This is a genomic window from Mesorhizobium sp. YR577, from assembly GCF_900116595.1.
Classification (GTDB): domain Bacteria; phylum Pseudomonadota; class Alphaproteobacteria; order Rhizobiales; family Rhizobiaceae; genus Mesorhizobium_M.
The window spans coordinates 86,597-105,203 of the sequence record NZ_FPBI01000007.1; the positions used below are offsets into that span (position 1 = coordinate 86,597).

Genomic DNA, 18,607 nt, shown 5'->3' on the forward strand with positions numbered 1-18,607 from the left:
CTCAGAGGCGGGCGGCGAGCGCCTGCAGCGCCATTGTGTAGCCAAGCGGGCCGAAGCCGCAGATCATCCCGACCGCCACCGGGGCGACCATGGAGACGTGCCGGAACGGCTCGCGCGCGTGAATGTTGGAGAGATGCACTTCGACCACCGGCAGCGGCGCAGTCGCGCGAATGGCATCGTGAATGGCAATGGAGGTATGGGTGTATGCGCCTGCGTTGAGGACCACGCCGACGGCCTTGTCTGCGGCTTCGTGTATCCAGTCGACCAGGTTGCCTTCATGGTTCGATTGCCGAAACTCGATGGCAAGCCCGAGCGCTTCGGCGTTCTTACGGCAATCGCCCTCGATGTCGGCAAGGGTCTTGCCGCCATATATGCCCGGCTCGCGCTTGCCGAGCAGGTTGAGATTGGGGCCGTTCAGAACGAAAACCGTATTCAATATGCAATATCCCTTATTCCGCGCCGATCGCCGACCGGCGCGCCGCACCCTCTATAATGGGCTTAGGCCGCCGCGAAAAGAGCGCAAGTTCGTTCTTTCGCTGTCCACAGGCCGGCGCGTCTGTGCGGGTTTCTTAATTGGCGGCCGACGACGCGGTCTTGGCCGCTTTGATCTTCTCGGCCAGCACATCCTTGCCGAGCGCGCCGAACACAACTTCGTTGCCGACCACGTATGACGGGGTGCCGGTGATGGCGAGCTTGTTGGCGAGATCGTAGGTCTTGGAGAAGTTCTCCATGATGGCGGGGTTCTTCATCTCTTCGCGCAGCTTGGCCTCATCGACGCCGAGCGCCAGCGCGATCTTGATCGCGCTTTCCTCGCCGGCGCGGCCCTGTCCACCGAGAAGCTGGTTGTGGAACTCTTCGTATTTCTCCGGTGCAAGCTTCAGGAATGCCTGCGAAACAACATGGGCCTTCTGCGAATCCGGGCCGAGGATCGGGAATTCCTTGAGCACGAAGCGCAATTCAGGATCGGTCTCCGTCAGCGCCTGCATGTCAGCCTGGGCGCGCTTGCAGTAGCCGCAATTGTAGTCATAGAACTCGACGATCGTAACCTTGCCGTTCGGATTGCCGACGACGCCGTCATGGGCGGAATTGAAGATGTCTTCCTTTGCCCCTTTGATGACATCGAGGCTGGCGACGCGCTGCGCCTCCTGCTGCTTGTCTTCAAGCGCCTGCTGTGCCTCCAGCAGGACTTCCGGGTTTTTCAGGAGATAATCCCGCACGATCGTCTCGATTTCGGCGCGGTCGAGATTCGCAGGCGAGGTCGAGCTTGTTGCCTGTGCGAGCGTCTGGGCAGCCGCTGTCTCTGGCCGTCCCGCCATGAAGCCGAAAGCCAGCATCGCCAGAGCGATTGCCGTGCCGGTCGTGCCAAACAGAATTGCCTTGTTCATCTCGTTACTCGTCCTTGCCAGAGAATCTGCGCATGCTCGCTCTTTTCCGCACTCCATAGCAGGAGTTTGACGCTGAAGAGGCAAAGTAGCCGCGCGTTGTGTAAAAATTGTTGCATGCCGGTGCGCAATGCCCAACCGGCGGTCATTCACTTTTTCGGAGTGCGGAAGTTTATAATGTCCTGCGCTCGCACCCAGCCCGGCGTTCCGGGCTTGAATTTCGTCTGCGCGCGGGCGGCGAAAATCTTGGCGTCCTGATACTTTCCGCCGTAGAAATTGCCTTCCGCCGTTGCCAGTTCGGCCTCGGGAATATCGCCCAGCTGACCGTAAGCCTGCGCCAGATAGCGATAGCCGACCGCGTTTTCGCGGTCGCGATCGAGGCCGTTGCGAATCTGGACGACCGCCTTCTTCAGCGAATCCGGTGTGCCGACGGCGATCAGCGCCTGGCCATAGGAGATCGGCAGGATGCCGGATTTCACCGGGTCGAGCTGAACGGCTTTTGCGTAGGCTTCAGCGGCTTTGGCAGGCTGATTGGATTTCATCAGGATGTCGCCGCGCAGCTCCTGGAAATAAGGATTTTTCGGCTGCTGCTTGATCAGTGACTCGACCTTGGACGAGGCCGATCCGAGATTGCCATAGAGGAACGTGTTCAGCGTGTCGCCATACTGGGCGGCGAGGCCTTTCGGATCCTTGCGGAACATGCGCGAGGTCGCGCCCTGGCCAGCGGTGAAGGCTGCGATCTTGGCGCGCATCATGTCATGGCGAAGCTGGAGCGTGGGCGAGTCCTTCTTGTCGAAATAAGGGCTTTTGCGCGCCAGTTCCTCAAGGTTTGCGATGCGATCCTGCGGCATCGGATGGCTGACCTGATAGGGATCGACGCGTGCGCCGGAGAGCGAGAGCGCGCTCTGGAAGCGCTCGAAAGTCGTCAGCATGCCCTTGGTCGACTGGTTGGTCGCTTCGAGATAGGTGACGGCCGAGCGGTCGGCGGTGTTTTCCTCGGTGCGCTGGTAGCTGAGCAGGCCGCGCCGCGCCATCTCGCCGCCGCCCATGGCGATGCCGCCGCCGGCCTGGGCCAGTTCACCCGACTTGGTAGCCGCGCCCGCAACGATTGCGCCTGCGCCGAGAAGGCCGGCGACGATCGCCATGGTCTGCGCCCGGGCAAGCTGCTCGCGCAGTCGTTCCTGGTGACCGCCGGCAATGTGGCCGGCTTCATGGGCTATGACGCCGATGATCTCGTTAGGGGTTTCGGACTGCATCAGCGCGCCGGTGTTGATGAACATGCGGCGGCCGGCAACAAAAGCGTTGAAGCGCTTGTCGTTGATGAGGATGATATCGATGCCGGACTTGGAAATGCCGGCGGCCCTGAATATCGGCCGCGCATAATCGCGCACCAGCGCTTCGATTTCGGCGTCGCGCACGATTGGAAGATTGGCCTGCGCGAATGCGGTGACTGTCGTTGCCGTGGAAACGGCTACGGCCAATGAAGCCGCAAGGAACGAGCGCGCCGTTTTTGAAGCGAATGCCGAAAGAATATTTGCCTGCATCATGATGCCTACTGGTAAACGAGCGAAAGCTCGATGAAAAGCTCGGACACAAAACGGATGAACTTGTGATCCCCATAGCAATAGGGCATTTGTGCGGCGCGACCTTTCAGGTTGGCGACGTAAGTGGATGAAAGAATGGTTGTTTCGCTTTCCAGACGCGGCGATGTCGAGCCGTTTCATGCGATGGACGTGCTGGCGGAAGCCAATCGGCTGAAGGCGCTCGGCGTGCCGGTCATCTCCATGGCAGTCGGCCAGCCATCTGATCCGGCGCCGACGCTGGTGCGCGAGGCGGCAGCGCGGGCGCTGCAGGACGGGCGCATAGGCTACACGGATGCGCTTGGCACTGCGACGTTGCGCAAGGCAATCGCGGCGCACTACGGCGAACACTACGGCATTGACGTACCGCCGGCGCGCATCGCCGTCACGACCGGTTCGTCGGCTGCTTTCAATCTGGCTTTCCTGGCGATGTTCGATCCCGGCGACCGTGTGGCGATCGCTGCTCCCGGCTACCCGGCCTATCGCAACATCATGAAAGCACTGGGTCTCGACGTGGTCGAAATCGAACTCGAGGGTGCCGCCTACCTGAACGCCGCCCATCTGGAGCGCGCGCATCGTGACAAGCCTCTCAAGGGCGTGTTGTTTGCCAGCCCGGCCAATCCGACCGGGGCCGTGGTGCCGCCCGATGAGCTTGCCGCACTGGTGTTGACGGCGGAAAACCTCGGTATTTCAGTGATTTCCGACGAAATCTATCACCGCCTTGCCTATTCCGGGCCGGATACGACTGCGCTTTCTCACAGTGATGACGTGACCGTCATCAACTCGTTCTCCAAATACTATTGCATGACCGGTTGGCGAATCGGCTGGATGGTGCTGCCGGAGAAACTGGTGCGGCCGATCGAGCGCATCCAGCAAAGCCTCTACATCTCCGCGCCCGAACTTTCGCAGATCGCGGCAAGCGAGGCCTTCAAGGCGACGGACGAGCTGGAAGCGGTGAAGGCGCGCTATGCCTGGAACCGTGAACTCCTGATGCGCCGATTGCCAGAGATCGGTTTTGCGCTGGCGGCACCTATGGATGGCGCGTTCTATGCCTTCTGTGATGTTTCGCGGCTGACCAATGACAGCATGGATTTTGCGCGGCGCATGCTTGCCGAGGCGCATGTGGCGGCCACGCCCGGACGCGACTTCGACACGCTTGCAGGCCACCGCTTCATGCGCTTGTCCTATGCCGGCAGCCATGACGATATGGTCGAGGCGGTGGCGCGCATCGAGCGCTGGCTGAAATAGAGGGGCAAACATGGCGGATCTGGAAGAGGTGCTGCCCGCGCTCGCAGCCGAGATGGCCGAGCGCAGCGACCGGGGCGAGGTGGCGACCTACATCCCGCAACTCGGCAAGATCGATCCAAAGCGATTCGGTATCGCAGTTGCTCTGACGGACGGCCGCGTGGTGACGGCCGGCGATGCCGACGAAGCCTTTTCGATCCAGAGCATTTCCAAGATTTTCACGCTGACGCTTGCCCTGGGCAAGGTCGGCGACGCGCTGTGGCGGCGGGTGGGGCGCGAGCCATCGGGAAACCCATTCAACTCGATCGTCCAGCTTGAGCGGGAGCTTGGCATTCCGCGCAACCCGTTCATCAATGCCGGCGCGATCGTGGTGACCGACGTGTTGCTGGCAGATCATCAGCCACGCGAGGCGATTGGCGAGATCCTGCGCTTCATCCAGTTCCTGACCGACGACGACAGCATCATCATCGACCGGGACGTGGCAGCGTCCGAGCGGGCGACGGGTTTCCGCAATTTCGCGCTGGCCAACTACATGCGATCCTTCGGTAATCTGACCCACGAGCCGGAAATGGCGCTCGGCGTCTACTTCCACCACTGCGCCATCGCCATGAGCGCCCGCCAATTGGCATTGGCCGGCCGGTTTCTCTCGCATGGCGGGCTGAACCCGGCGACGGGGCACTCGGTGGTGTCAGCCGAGCGCGCACGCCGCATCCTGGCGCTGATGCTGACCTGCGGTCATTATGACGGCTCTGGCGATTTCGCTTTTCGCGTTGGCATTCCCGGCAAGAGCGGTGTCGGCGGCGGCATTCTTGGCATCGTGCCCGGCGTCGCCTCGATGGCGGTGTGGTCGCCGGGGCTCAATGAGAACGGTAATTCAAAGCTCGGCTCCATCGCATTGGAAAAGCTTGCGAAAATAATGAATTGGTCGATCTTCGCGCCCTGATCGAACGTGCCGGCTGATCCCAAGAAAAATCCCGCGTCACCTTCCGGTCACGCGGGTTTTTTTATTCAGCAATCCAAGAACTCTTAGAAGAAGCTCTTGCGCTGCCACCAGCCGCCCTTCTTGGGCTTGTCGTCGGCTTCCGGCTGCGACGACTCCACCACGGGCTCCGCTGCTTTTGCAGGAGCGGGTTTTGGCGCCGGTGCAGGTGTCGGAGTAGGGGCCGGAGCTTCGGCGGCCGGCTCGGCAGCTTCCGCCGCAGCCGCAGGCTCGGCTTCCTTCTTGCGGCGTGGTGCGCGCGCCTTGGCAGGCTTCTTCTCGGCAGGAGCCGGAGCTTCCTCGACCACTTCAGCGACCGCTTCAACCACAGCCTCCTCGGCCTTTGCCTTCTTCGGCTTGGCGGTGCGGCGCGCCTTCTTCGGCTTCTCCTCGACCGGAGCTTCCTCCGCCGGGGCTTCTTCGACTGCGACGGTTTCGCTCACTACTTCGATTGCCGCGACTTCGACGCTTGCGTCCTCGTCGGAAGCCTCGCCGGCATCGGCAGCCTGTTCACCCTCGCCATCCTTCTCGCGATTGCGTCTGCCGCCGCGCTTGCCGCGCCGGCGCTTCTTGCGATCGGCCTCTTCGGCTTCGCTGGCAGCGGCTGCAGCAGCGGTATCGGCGTCTTCGCTCTCGTCGTCGTCACCGGCGTCAGCCTGAACAGACGCGTCGGACACAGTTGCTCCGTCTGCTGGGGCTGCATGTTCGCGGTCGCGATCCTTCCCGCCACGCCGACGCCGACGCTTGCGACGCTTGCGGTCGCGCTGGTCGCCGTCCTCGGCCCGCTCGGTGCGAGCAGGCTGTGCCTCGGCAACTACGATTTCCTCGACTTCTTCCTCTTCGACGATTTCGTCTTCGATGTCTTCCGGCTCGACATAGGTCGGGGCAGGGATCGCATTCGGCGAGACGAGCGGCTTCTCGGCAACCGCGCCGCGCGTGATCACATAATGCTGCGCGCCGACGGTGTCATCGGGCTCGAGCGCGATGGTGACACCGAACTTATGCTCGAGTTCCACCAGCGTGCTGCGCTTGTGGTTCAGCACATAGAAGGCGGTCGCAACCGGCGTGCGCACCGTGATGTGGTGGCGCGAATCCTTGAGCAGGAATTCCTCGATCGCACGCACAACCAGCAGTGCCACGGAAGAATCAGAACGGACATGCCCGGTGCCGCCGCAATGCGGGCAGGGCTTCATCGTCGATTCGAGCACGCTGGCGCGGATGCGCTGGCGCGACATTTCCATCAGGCCGAAATGCGAGATGCGTCCGACCTGGATACGGGCGCGGTCGTTCTTCAGATGGTCCTTGAGGCGCTTTTCGACCGCACGGTTGTTGCGGTTCTCCTCCATGTCGATGAAGTCGATGACGATCAGGCCGGCCAGATCGCGCAGGCGAAGCTGGCGGGCGACTTCCTCGGCGGCTTCAAGGTTGGTCTGGAGTGCCGTGTCCTCGATCGAGTGTTCCTTGGTGGAACGCCCGGAGTTGACGTCGATAGCGACGAGCGCCTCGGTCTGGTTGATGATGATGTAGCCGCCGGACTTCAGTGTAACCTGCGGCTGCACCATGCGGTCGAGCTGGGCTTCGATACCGTTGCGGGCAAAGATCGGCGTCGTGTCGCGATAAGGTTGGACGACCTTGGCATGGCTGGGCATCAGCATGCGCATGAAGTCCTTGGCCTCGCGATAGCCATCCTCGCCAGCGACGAGAACCTCGTCGATGTCCTTGTTGTAGAGGTCGCGCACCGAACGCTTGATCAGGCTGCCTTCCTCATAGACGAGGGCGGGCGCGGTCGACTGGAGCGTCGTATTGCGGACGGTTTCCCACATCCGCATCAGATATTCGTAGTCGCGCTTGATCTCGGCCTTGGTGCGGCTCTCACCTGCCGTGCGCAGGATGACGCCCATGCCCTGCGGCACTTCGAGATCCTGAACGACTTCCTTGAGGCGCTTGCGGTCCTGCGCATTGGTGATCTTGCGCGAAATGCCGCCGCCACGCGCCGTGTTGGGCATCAGCACCGAATAGCGGCCGGCGAGCGACAGGTAGGTCGTCAGAGCCGCGCCCTTGTTGCCGCGCTCTTCCTTGACCACCTGGACCAGCAGGATCTGCCGGCGCTTGATGACTTCCTGGATCTTGTAGTGCTTGCGCATCGGCTTGCGGCGATTGCGCACTTCCTCCAGCGCGTCCTCGGCGCCGACCGATTCGACGCCATGGTCGTCGTCATGCGAGCCGGAGACTTCCTCGACACGTCCACGGACGTTCTCGGCAGGAGCCTCGTCGCCGTCGGAATCGGCGGAAGCGGTTGCTTCGTCGACCGGCTCGGAGACGACATCTCCATCAATGGCGGCTGCCATCGACGGTCCCTTGTCATTCGAAGGGGTTTCGTCGTCGGACTGTTCGCTGCTGTCGCTGTCGCCATTCTCCGGCGAAGCATCTTGCTCCGAAACGGTGGTTTCGCTCTCGTCGCTTTCAAAGGCTTCGACAAAGACCGCATGCTCATCGGAATCGATCTCGCCGTCCGAGGCTGCACCTTCGTCACCCGATTCGGAGCCGGCGCGCTGTTCGTCACCGCTGCGAGGACGGTTCTTGCCGCCGCGCCGCCGCTTGTTGCGGCCGCGATTGCGGTCGGAGCGGTCTTCGCCGTCTTCGTCGTCCTCATCCTCGGCGTCTTCCGCCTCGGCGCGCAACAGCGCCTGACGGTCGGCAACCGGGATCTGGTAGTAGTCGGGGTGAATTTCGCTGAAGGCGAGGAAACCATGCCGGTTTCCGCCGTATTCGACAAAGGCCGCCTGAAGGGAAGGTTCGACGCGCGTTACGCGGGCGAGATAGATGTTTCCTTTGAGCTGCTTCTTGTCCTGGGATTCAAAGTCAAATTCTTCAATGCGGCTACCGCGTACTACGACAACCCTTGTTTCCTCCGGGTGGGAGGCGTCTATCAGCATCTTGTTGGGCATTATCTTGTTTCCTGCCGGCAGCCGCCAACCGTGTCAGCCGCAGCGAGATCCGCTGCAGACCATGCGGTGAATAACGCATGCCGGGCATTTTAACGTCCGCTGGCCGCTGCCGAAGCGCCATAGACAAGCCGCCCGCAGCCGGAATGGCGCGGTAAGATGCGGAACTTGCCATGATTGCGCTTGAAGCCATCGTAGCCTTGCGGAACCTTTTGAACCAAAGCCCGGAAAATCCGGACCAGCTGTTTTGCTCCTATGAGCCGGCACGGAATGTCTTTCCGGCCGTTTTCCTCACCTCAAGGGTTCCAAGTCAGCGGAAGCACCCTGAAGAAATCCGTCGCGACCACCTAACGCCCTCTAATCGCCGCCGCGATTTGAGCCGTTGTTTCGTCGCTTGACCGAATATGGAAGCTGCGCAGTAACGGTTCCAGGCATTGCGATGGTCCAGTACCGCTTTTATGATTTGGCGGGGTTCAAAGCAACCCCGATTCAGATGCCGGCAAAAAGCCGTTGAGAACTTACGGGGACAGCACAAAGACAATATCAAAAAGGCTTGGTTAACCTTATGCCGATACCAATCGTTAATCAGCGCGCGGGCTTATCGCGTCTGCGCCGGATGTCTGAACGGTGATCTTGGAAGAGTGCATAAGGTGGCGGAAATGGGTCTTGCCGGGATGAGACGGAACGTCGTCCGCATCGGAAGTTCGTTCCTTTTTCTGGTTCTAGGCCTGTTTGTATTCCTGTCCTCTCCCGTTTCTGCCGCACCGCTCGAAGCGCATGACTACAAGATGGCCGGCGACGCCGTGCATATGCGCATCGTCATGAATTTCGACCAGGAGCCCGAGCCTAAATGGTTTCTGCTGCGCGGGCCGCACCGGCTGGTGATCGATCTGCCTGAAACTAAGTTCAAGCTCGACTCAAAGGAGCTGAAGGCACGTGGGCTGATACAGAATGTCCGCTTCGGAAAGCTGGAGGAGGGGGCGTCGCGCCTGATCCTCACCGCGAAAGGGCCATTCACCGTCGAAAAGATCGACGTGCTGCAAAATGAGGACACGCCCGGTTACAGGCTGGTCGCCGATATCACGGCAGCCTCCGATCGCCAGTTCGAGGAAGCGCTTGCCATCCAGTCGCAGACGACGGGATCGACCGAGACGACGGCCAAGGCCGACCGCATCGGCCAGCCGGCTGCCCGGACGGCCAAGAAATTCACAGTCGTGATCGATCCCGGACATGGCGGAATCGACAGCGGCGCCGAGGGCGTAAGCGGTACTCAGGAAAAGTCGATCACGCTGGCCTTTGCGCTGGAGCTGCGCGCCAAGCTCGCCGAAAGCGGCAAATACGATATCTATATGACCCGCGACAAGGACGAGTTCCTGCGGCTGGACGAGCGGGTGCGGATCGCACGCCAGCACGAGGCCGACCTGTTCATCTCCATCCATGCCGACACAATCCGCCTGAAGGGCATTCGCGGGGCGACAGTCTATACTGTGTCGGACAAGGCTTCCGACGCCGAGTCGCAGGCGCTTGCCGATCGCGAAAACCTGTCCGACCAGCTTGCGGGCATCGAGATCAAGGATGAGAATCAGGAAGTCGCCGATATCCTGATCGAGCTCATCAAGCGCGAGACGCACGGCTTTTCGATGAAGTTCGCGAAGTCGCTGGTCGGCGAATTGGGTAACTCGGTCGGCCTCATCAACAATCCTCACCGGTTTGCCGGTTTCCGGGTCTTGAAGGCGCCAGACGTGCCGTCAGTGCTAGTGGAACTCGGCTATCTTTCGAACCCGAAGGACGAGGAACAGTTGCGTAATCCGGATTGGCGTGGCAAAGCGGCGGAAAGCATCTCCAATGCGGTTGCGTCATTCGCAGCCGCGAAAACGGCGGCGGGCGGCTGATGTGCGGTGGTACCGCGTTGGTCGTTCTGTTTTTTGGCGTTGCGTAAGCACAACAGTTTGCGGTTAAATGATGCGTAATCCGAAGGGCTTGGCCAAGCTGCCGCATTTTGCCCACATCGGCGCGACATTGCTTGGCCGCAAAGGATCGGGGTTTCTCGAGCGTCTTGCGAGGGGCGCTCTTTTGGCTGAGGAACTCCCGACCCACGGACTGGAGCGGGCATGATTCGTCTCATCGGCTATTTCTTTGGCATCGGCACGGCGTTTGCCCTCCTTATGGCGGCAGGCGTGGCGATCTATCTTGGCCATATCACCAAGGACCTGCCGGATTACGAGGTTCTGGCGAAATACGAACCGCCTGTGACCACCCGTATCCATGCGTCGGACGGTGCGTTGATGGGTGAGTTCGCGCGCGAGCGCCGGCTGTATCTGCCAATCCAGGCTGTGCCGGACCGCGTCAAGGCTGCGTTCCTGTCGGCCGAAGACAAGAATTTCTACAACCATCCGGGCGTCGATCTGACCGGTCTCGGCCGTGCGGTCATCACCAATCTGCGCAACATGGGCTCGGGCCGCCGTCCCGTCGGCGCTTCGACGATCACGCAGCAGGTGGCGAAGAACTTCCTGCTGACCTCCAGCCAGACCTACGACCGCAAGATTCGCGAGATGATCCTCGCCTTCCGCATCGAGCAGGCTTATTCGAAGGATCGTATTCTCGAGCTTTACGTCAACGAGATCTTCTTCGGCCTCGGTGCCTATGGCGTCGCCGGCGCTGCGCTGACCTATTTCAACAAGTCGGTCAACGAGCTGACGGTGGCCGAGGCCGCCTATCTCGCCGCGCTGCCCAAGGGTCCGTCCAACTATCATCCGTTCCGCTACACCGACCGCGCGATCGAGCGCCGCAACTGGGTGATCGACCAGATGGTCGATAACGGTTACGTCTCGCGCGAAGAGGGCACCAAGGCCAAGGCCGAGCCGCTCGGCGTAACACCCCGCCGCAACGGCAACTATGTTTTTGCCGGCGAGTATTTCACCGAGGAAGTGCGCCGCGAAATCATTTCGCGCTATGGCGAGAATGCTCTCTACGAGGGCGGCCTTTCGGTTCGCACAACGCTCGATCCGAAGCTGCAGCGTCTTGCCCGCAAGGCGATGCAGCACGGGCTTCTGAAATACGACACGCTGCGCGGCTACCGCGGACCGGTCAAGAACATCTCCATCGATGGCGACTGGGGCAAGGCCCTCAGCGAGGTCAAGGGCCTCGACGACGTGCCTGAATGGCAGCTGGCCGTAGTGCTCGACAGCTCCAATGCGGGCCTGACCGTCGGATTGCAGCCCAAGCGGCAGGCGTCTGGCGATATCGTCAAGGAGCGCGAGCAGGGCACTGTCGCCAAGGAGGATATGAGTTTCGCCATGCGCCATCTCGTCAACGGGCAGCGCGTCAAGGCGAATTCGCCGGCCGACGTGCTGAAGCCCGGCGATGTGGTCTTCGTTGAGCCCAAGCAGGGCGCGGAAGGCGCCTATATGCTTCGCCAGCCGCCGGAGGTTTCGGGCGGTCTTGTGGCGATGGATCCGCATACGGGCCGTGTCCTGGCGATGGTCGGCGGCTTCTCCTATTCGGAATCGGAGTTCAACCGCGCCACGCAGGCGATGCGTCAGCCCGGTTCCTCGTTCAAGCCGTTCGTCTATGCGGCGGCACTCGACAATGGCTACACGCCTGCTTCCGTGATCATGGATGGTCCGATCACCATCAAGGTCGGGAACACCACCTGGACACCTAAGAACTATGACGGCAAGTCGGCGGGACCGGCGACGCTGCGCTCGGGCATCGAGCGCTCGCGCAACCTGATGACTGTCCGCCTGGCCAACGACATGGGCATGAAGCTGGTGTCGGAATATGCCGAGCGCTTCGGTCTTTACGATCATCTGGCGCCTTACCTGCCGATGGCGCTGGGCTCCGGCGAAACCACCGTCATGCGCATGGTTTCGGCCTATTCGGTGATGGCCAATGGCGGACGCCAGATCAAGCCATCGCTGATCGACCGCATCCAGGACCGCTACGGCAAGACCGTCTTCAAGCACGACGATCGCGGCTGCGAGGCTTGCGTGGCCACCGAGTGGTCGGATCAGCCCGAGCCTGAACTGACGGACAATTCCGAGCAGGTGCTCGATCCGATGACCGCGTACCAGATCACCTCCATGATGGAAGGCGTGGTCATTCGCGGTACCGCCATGACGCTGGCCGAACTCGGCCGTCCGATCGCCGGCAAGACCGGCACGACCAACGACGAAAAGGACGCCTGGTTCGTCGGCTACACGCCTAACCTCGTCATGGGCCTCTATATGGGCTTCGACAAGCCGCAGGGCCTCGGCAAGGGCTCGACCGGTGGCGGCCTTGCTGCGCCGATCTTCAAGGAATTCATGGGCGATGCCATGAAGGGCATGCCGATCGTCGACTTCAAGGTGCCGGAAGGCATGAAGCTCATCGCCATCAACCGCAAGACCGGCATGAGGGCGTCGAAGGGCGATGGCGGCACGATCGTCGAGGCGTTCAAGCCGGGAACAGGTCCTGCCGACAGCTACTGGATTATCGGCATGGGCGAGGACGGCGGCAACGGCAGCGGGGCAGCTCTTTCGCCACGCGCCAGCCAAGCCATCACCCAGGGTGGCGGCGGCCTCTACTGATCCGGCAAATTTGCGAAGGGCCGGTCTTTGCCGGCCCTATTCGCTTTACAGGGGCAGGTCGCCTGCCTATGTTCCGCGCCAATCCGGAACGGCCAAGACTTCAAAAGGAATTAAGCCTGCCATGCGTGCAGAAACGGAAAAGCTCGTCGACGAAATCAAGCAGGCCATAAGCCTGCTGAGGAGGCATCTTTGACTGGGATCAGGCTCTAAAGCGGCTTGAATACCTGAACATGCGTTCGGAGGATGCGACCCTCTGGAACGACCCCCAGGAAGCGCAGAAGCTGATGCGCGAACGTCAAAGCCTGGAAGACGGAATCAATTCGATCACCAGCCTGTCCCGCTCGCTCGAGGACAATATCGGCCTGATCGAACTCGGCGAGGAAGAGGGCGACGCCGACGTCGTGTCGGAAGCCGAAACGGCGATCCGCTCGCTCGCGGGCGAGACCAAGGCGCGCCAGATCGAGACCATGCTTTCCGGCGAGGCCGACAGCAACGACACCTATCTCGAAGTGCATGCCGGCGCCGGCGGCACCGAGAGCCAGGACTGGGCGAACATGCTTCTGCGCATGTATACGCGCTGGGCCGAGCGTCGTCGTTTCAAGGTCGAGGTGCTGGAAGTCCATGACGGCGAAGAAGCCGGCATCAAGTCGGCGACGATCCTGATAAAGGGTCACAACGCCTATGGCTGGCTTAAGACAGAATCGGGCGTGCACCGGTTGGTGCGCATCTCGCCCTACGACAGCAACGCGCGCCGACACACTTCGTTTTCGTCGATCTGGGTCTATCCGGTCATCGACGACAACATCCAGATCGACGTCAGCGAATCCGACGTGCGCATCGATACCTATCGATCGTCGGGCGCCGGCGGCCAGCACGTCAACACGACCGACTCGGCGGTGCGCATCACGCATATCGCGACCGGCATCGCGGTTGCCTGCCAGGCCGGCCGCTCGCAGCACCAGAACAGGGCGAAAGCCTGGGAAATGCTGCGCTCGCGGCTTTACGAAGAGGAACTGAAGAAGCGCGAGGCTGCCGCCAGCGCGACCGAAGCCTCCAAGACGGAAATCGGCTGGGGTCACCAGATTCGTTCCTACGTCCTGCAGCCGTATCAGCTGGTGAAGGATCTTCGCACCGGCATGGAAAGCACCAGCCCGTCCGACGTGCTGGATGGCGATCTCGACGAGTTCATGGAAGCCTCGCTCTCGCATCGCATCGAGGGCGGTGCAGGCCAGCCGGTTGCCGATATCGACTGATTGCCAATAGCGAAGGCCGGTCAGGCCTTCGCTATCTTAAAGAGCATCGGAATCTTCCGAAAACCGGGTTCCACTTTTCGGTCCGATGCTCGAGGTAACAAACCTTCAAACAAAAACCGTGCTGGCGCGTTATCGTCGATCTTCCACCAAGCAGGAGGTCGGCATGTCAGACATCATTCAGCGGAAACCGGTCATTCTCGGTCTCGGCCAGGGGCGCGGCTATGATTGCGGCGCGATGAGTGCTGTGTTCAAGGTCGATCGTTCGGAAGTTGGCGATCGATATTCGGTGTCCGAGTGGTGGCTGGAGCCGCATTCGAAAGGGCCGGGGGCGCATTCGCATGCGGAGAATGACGAGTTGTTCTTCGTCATCCAGGGACAGCCCAGCATCCTGATCGGCGAAACATGGTACGACTCTCCCGCAGGGTCGTTCGTGATGGTGCCGGCGGGCGTGACGCACGACTTCGAGAACCACACCGCCGCCCGCGCCGGATTGCTCAACGTTTTCATACCTGGCGATTTCGAAAGCAAGATGCCGAGCATCGTCGACTGGTTCCGGAACCAGAAGTCTTAACTTCCCGTTAACCATGCAGGCGCAGCATTGTTGCGCAGATGTCGGCGCTCGAAGTGCTGCATTACCCAGCAGTTTCTTGCGCCGGCGTAGGAATCACCTCACCATGCTTATGGGCTGGTGGGACCAAAAGCATTTATCGCCGGACGGGCATATCTGCGACTTATGATCCGGCGGCATGGGAAGAAACGTTCTAGGGGCGGGGCAAGTGCAAGCTTGGTCACTCGTTCAGCAGGACTTTTGCCATGCCAATGTTCACTCAACTTTCTCATGCGATACCACTCAACCGATCGCACCGCGGCTTTTCGCGCGTGCTTCGACACAGCGCCGAATTCGCCGCGCTGTTGTTTGTCGTCGCTGGCGCCAATCCGGCTTCTGCGCACGACGCCAAATCGGGCTGGAGCTATCCGTTTGCGTGCTGCTCCGGCTACGATTGCCGCGAGGTGTCCGATAAGGCGATCAGCGAGCGCCCGGAAGGCTACGTCATCAACAACACCGGCGAGGTGGTGACCTATCAGGATGCGCGCGTCAAAAACTCGCCTGACGGTGAATTCCACTGGTGCTCGGTAGCCGGCGCGAATGATTCGAAGACGATCTGCCTGTTCGTGCCGTCACGGTCCTATTGACGGGTCGTCTCCCAGCCATTGTCGAAACCTGGATTGAAGGCTCAGGGAAGCGACAGCAGGTGCTAATTTAGCGAAAGAGGTAATTCCTCTTTGCCGGGATATTTGATACTCAACACCGTCCAATTTCGGGCGGGGAATAAATCATGATTTTCAGAATTAATACGGTTGTGGCTGCTGCCGCAACCTTTTGTCTTGTTTCGACATTTTCTGCTCAAGCCGAGGATCTTGTCTTCACCCTCAAGAACGGCACGAACTCGGACCTTTCGGAGTTCTACACCTCGCCCGTTGGGGTCAATGAATGGGAAGAGGATATACTTGGCCAGGATGTGCTGAGCGCTGGAGAGAGCGTGCGCATCACCATCGCGGATGGAAGAAGTGTCTGCGAATACGATATGCGTTTCGAGTTTACCGAGGATTCCGACCTCGACACGACGACCGACAAGGCGAATCTGTGTGAACTTGGAGAGTATACGATCACCGAGTAACATCTCGAGTCGGGCCTTGCCGCATTGGCAAGGTCCGTTCTCACGACTCCGCATCCTGACGGAATGATGTCAGGATGACTTGTCTAGGGCTGGGGGATTGGCGCTGGAGAAGGATCAGTCATGACGATTATCGGCAGTTGTCACTGCAAGGCGACCGTATTCGAAGTCAGTGAAGCACCCGACACGCTGACAAGCTGCACTTGCTCCTTCTGCTCCAAGCGCGGGTCGCTGTGGGCCTATTACCTCCCGTCGCAGTTCACGCTGAAGACGCCGCCCGAAAATGTTGCCGTATATCAATGGGGCTCCAAGACGGTAAAGCACGGCTTCTGCGCCACCTGCGGCTGCGGCACCTTTACCGAAACGCCGGACTGGAGCACGGGCACGCCGGATTTCGACAATCCGAAGATAAGCGTCAATGCGCGCCTGTTCGACGATTTCGATCTCGATACGGTCGAAGTCGTCGTCATCGACGGCAAGAACCTCTGGTGATCAACTCGTCTGGTTCTTCCAATAGTCTGTCCAAACAGACTGCAAGAAAGCGGTGAAAGGCATTTTGCCGCTCCGTTTTTCGCCGTATTTCATGTTACAACCACGCCGAAGGGCTGACGCGCTGGTGCGCGGGACGAAGTTTGGAGAGGGACGACCTGAATGACGAAAAAACTGATCGCCGTGCTCGCGGCTACGGCATTTCTCGGTGCGTGCACGACCGACCCCTATACAGGTGAGCAGAAGGTTTCGAACACGGCTGGCGGCGCAGCGCTTGGCGCAGGCCTTGGCGCTCTGGCTGGCCTTGCCGTCGGCGGCAGCAAGAACGCACAGCGCAATGCCGTGCTGATCGGCGCGGGCGTCGGCGCTCTGGCCGGTGGCGCTGTCGGTGCCACCATGGACCGCAACGAAGCGGAACTGCGCGCCCAGCTTCAGGGCACGGGCGTCAGCGTCACACGCGCCGGCGATCAGATCATCCTCAACATGCCGTCCGACATCACCTTCGGCATCGACCAGGACGACATCAAGCCCGGTTTCTACCAGACGCTGAATTCCGTCGCGCTGGTGCTGAAGAAGTTCAACCAGACGCTGGTCGACGTTTACGGCCATACCGATTCGACCGGTGGCGACCAGCACAATTTCGACCTGTCGCAGCGCCGCGCGCTGTCGGTCGCGAACTACCTCAACGCGCAGGGCGTCGATTCGCGCCGTTTCGCCGTTACCGGGTTCGGCAAGACGCGTCCGATTGCGTCGAACGATACGGCCGATGGCCGCGCGCAGAACCGCCGCGTCGAAATCCAGCTTTCGCCGCTCACCAGATAGGCGAACGCAGCCCGCTTAAACAAAAAGCCCGCCGCAAATTGCGGCGGGCTTTTTCGTTGACGGGATCGCGCTGCCTGACGGCAGCGAGCGATCAGATCTTTACTGCAATCTTCATGAAGGCCGGCATGTCATCGCCGAAGCCGATCGTGCCGTCATTGTCTTCATTGCGCTGGCGGGCATTGCGGTCGTCGCGCCGCGGCCGGTCATTGCGATCATCCCGGCGAGGGCGCTCGGCATGGTCGCCGCGCGCCTTGCGGTCGGCATTCTCCGACTTGATCGTTTCCTTGCGGCTGCGATCGTCATTATCAGCGACAACGACGGGTGCCTCGACTTCAGGCTGGATGTCCTGCGCCGGCTTTTCGTCGGGGGCCTTTGCGTGGCGCTCGCCGCGGGGCTTGCGCTCGCCTTCGTCCTTGCGGCCACGGCCACGCTGCTGGCTGGCTCTGCCGCGACGGGGTGCTTCCTCGCCTTCGCTCTCGACGACGGTCGAAAGATCGCCGTCATGCCACTCGATCGGCTGGCCGATCAGGCGCTCGATAGCGTCGATGTATTTTGTGTCGGACCGGGTGGCGATGGTGAAGGATTTTCCCGAACGCCCGGCGCGGCCGGTGCGGCCGATGCGGTGGACATAGTCCTCAGCGTGAATCGGCACGTCGAAATTGAAGACGTGGCTCACATCCGGAATGTCGAGGCCGCGTGCTGCGACATCGGACGCGACGAGAAGCTTGAGCTTGCCTTCGCGGAAATTGGCCAGCATCTGCATGCGCGCGCGCTGGTCCATGTCGCCATGCAATGCGCCAGCGTCGAAATCGTATTTTACGAGCGAGCGGAAAAGCTCCGAGACTTCGACCTTGCGATTGCAGAAGATGATAGCGTTCTTCAGCCCTTCTTCTTCGGCCTTTATCAGGTTGCGCAGAACTTCGCGCTTGTCCCACGGCTTCTTGCCGGACTTGACCAGCCGCTGCGTGATGTTGATTGCCGTGGAAGCCGCCTTGGCGACTTCGACCCGCACAGGTGCGTGCAGGAACTGTTCGGTCAGCTTGGTGATCTCCGGCGGCATGGTGGCCGAGAAGAACAACGTCTGGCGCGTGAAGGGAATGAGCTTGCAGATGCGCTCGATGTCGGGAATGAAGCCCATGTCGAGCATACGATCCGCCTCGTCGATGACGAGGATTTCGACTGCCGACAGAAGCAGCTTGCCGCGCTCGAAATGGTCGAGCAGGCGGCCGGGCGTCGCGATCAGCACATCGGCGCCGCGCTCCAGCTTCTTTTCCTGCTCGTCGAACGAAACACCGCCGATCAGCAGCGCCATGTTGAGACGGTGGTTCTTGCCGTATTTGACGAAGTTCTCTTCGACCTGTGCGGCGAGTTCGCGCGTCGGCTCGAGGATGAGCGTGCGCGGCATGCGCGCCCGGGCACGGCCCTTTTCAAGGCGCGTCAGCATCGGCAGCACGAAGGAAGCCGTCTTGCCGGTTCCCGTCTGGGCTATGCCGAGGACGTCCTTGCCTTGCAAGGCGTGCGGAATTGCGCCCGCCTGGATCGGCGTCGGCACTGTGTAGCCGGCGTCGGTAACGGCTGAAAGGACCTTCGGCGAAAGGCCGAGGTCTGCGAATGTCAACGCTTCTTGAGCGATCTGGGTGTCTGAGGACAAGTGTCTTGGCTGTCTTT

At 60.9% G+C, this 18,607-nt stretch carries 15 protein-coding genes; 10 read left to right on the top strand and 5 right to left on the bottom strand.

Annotation, left to right across the window (positions count from 1 at the left end):
• Window position 1: 1 nt before the first annotated feature.
• From aroQ to BM413_RS11855, 3 genes are all read right to left on the bottom strand, one after another.
• Window positions 2-436: a type II 3-dehydroquinate dehydratase gene (gene aroQ / locus BM413_RS11845; RefSeq protein WP_091913539.1), complete on the bottom strand. Its 435-nt coding sequence runs from the start codon at window positions 434-436 to the stop codon at window positions 2-4.
• A 133-nt stretch (window positions 437-569) separates the two neighbouring features.
• A complete protein-coding gene (locus BM413_RS11850; protein WP_091913540.1) occupies window positions 570-1,385 on the bottom strand; it encodes a DsbA family protein in 816 nt (271 codons plus the stop codon).
• 146 nt (window positions 1,386-1,531) lie between these two features.
• The gene (locus BM413_RS11855; protein ID WP_091913727.1) at window positions 1,532-2,926 is read right to left on the bottom strand and encodes a M48 family metalloprotease; all 1,395 of its coding nucleotides are present in this window, start codon (window positions 2,924-2,926) and stop codon (window positions 1,532-1,534) included.
• 135 nt (window positions 2,927-3,061) lie between these two features.
• On the opposite strand from BM413_RS11855, the gene BM413_RS11860 reads away from it, so the two are divergent.
• Both BM413_RS11860 and BM413_RS11865 read left to right on the top strand, forming a co-directional pair.
• Window positions 3,062-4,210 (top strand): pyridoxal phosphate-dependent aminotransferase, encoded by a 1,149-nt coding sequence (locus BM413_RS11860; protein ID WP_091913541.1) that lies wholly within the window; start codon window positions 3,062-3,064, stop codon window positions 4,208-4,210.
• A gap of 10 nt (window positions 4,211-4,220) precedes the next feature.
• A complete protein-coding gene (locus BM413_RS11865; RefSeq protein WP_091913542.1) occupies window positions 4,221-5,150 on the top strand; it encodes a glutaminase in 930 nt (309 codons plus the stop codon).
• Between the two features lie 83 nt (window positions 5,151-5,233).
• On the opposite strand, the gene BM413_RS11870 is transcribed toward BM413_RS11865, so the two are convergent.
• Complete coding sequence (locus BM413_RS11870; protein WP_091913543.1) at window positions 5,234-8,134, bottom strand: ribonuclease E/G; 2,901 nt, start codon at window positions 8,132-8,134, stop codon at window positions 5,234-5,236.
• A gap of 671 nt (window positions 8,135-8,805) precedes the next feature.
• On the opposite strand from BM413_RS11870, the gene BM413_RS11875 reads away from it, so the two are divergent.
• The 8 genes from BM413_RS11875 to BM413_RS11910 all read left to right on the top strand — a co-directional run bounded on the left by BM413_RS11875 (window position 8,806) and on the right by BM413_RS11910 (window position 16,939).
• On the top strand, window positions 8,806-10,023 hold the full coding sequence (locus BM413_RS11875) for an N-acetylmuramoyl-L-alanine amidase (RefSeq protein ID WP_244537847.1): 1,218 nt from the start codon (window positions 8,806-8,808) through the stop codon (window positions 10,021-10,023).
• Between the two features lie 219 nt (window positions 10,024-10,242).
• Window positions 10,243-12,699 (top strand): penicillin-binding protein 1A, encoded by a 2,457-nt coding sequence (locus tag BM413_RS11880; protein ID WP_091913545.1) that lies wholly within the window; start codon window positions 10,243-10,245, stop codon window positions 12,697-12,699.
• 121 nt (window positions 12,700-12,820) lie between these two features.
• A protein-coding gene (gene prfB / locus BM413_RS11885) for a peptide chain release factor 2 (RefSeq protein ID WP_139238579.1) occupies window positions 12,821-13,952 on the top strand; the annotation gives its coding sequence in 2 pieces (ribosomal slippage) (window positions 12,821-12,886 and window positions 12,888-13,952; 1,131 coding nt in all).
• A 163-nt stretch (window positions 13,953-14,115) separates the two neighbouring features.
• Window positions 14,116-14,523: a cupin domain-containing protein gene (locus BM413_RS11890; protein WP_091913728.1), complete on the top strand. Its 408-nt coding sequence runs from the start codon at window positions 14,116-14,118 to the stop codon at window positions 14,521-14,523.
• Window positions 14,524-14,831: 308 nt separating this feature from the next.
• A complete protein-coding gene (locus BM413_RS11895) occupies window positions 14,832-15,146 on the top strand; it encodes a hypothetical protein (RefSeq protein ID WP_091913729.1) in 315 nt (104 codons plus the stop codon).
• A gap of 143 nt (window positions 15,147-15,289) precedes the next feature.
• A complete protein-coding gene (locus BM413_RS11900; RefSeq protein ID WP_175544307.1) occupies window positions 15,290-15,631 on the top strand; it encodes a hypothetical protein in 342 nt (113 codons plus the stop codon).
• Window positions 15,632-15,751: 120 nt separating this feature from the next.
• Window positions 15,752-16,120: a GFA family protein gene (locus BM413_RS11905; RefSeq protein ID WP_091913547.1), complete on the top strand. Its 369-nt coding sequence runs from the start codon at window positions 15,752-15,754 to the stop codon at window positions 16,118-16,120.
• Between the two features lie 159 nt (window positions 16,121-16,279).
• Window positions 16,280-16,939, top strand: a complete 660-nt coding sequence (locus BM413_RS11910) for a YiaD family glycine zipper/OmpA-like lipoprotein (protein WP_091913548.1) — start codon at window positions 16,280-16,282, stop codon at window positions 16,937-16,939.
• A 91-nt stretch (window positions 16,940-17,030) separates the two neighbouring features.
• Here BM413_RS11910 and BM413_RS11915 read toward each other — a convergent pair whose 3' ends face one another.
• A complete protein-coding gene (locus tag BM413_RS11915) occupies window positions 17,031-18,590 on the bottom strand; it encodes a DEAD/DEAH box helicase (protein WP_175544308.1) in 1,560 nt (519 codons plus the stop codon).
• Between the last annotated feature and the right edge of the window lie 17 nt (window positions 18,591-18,607).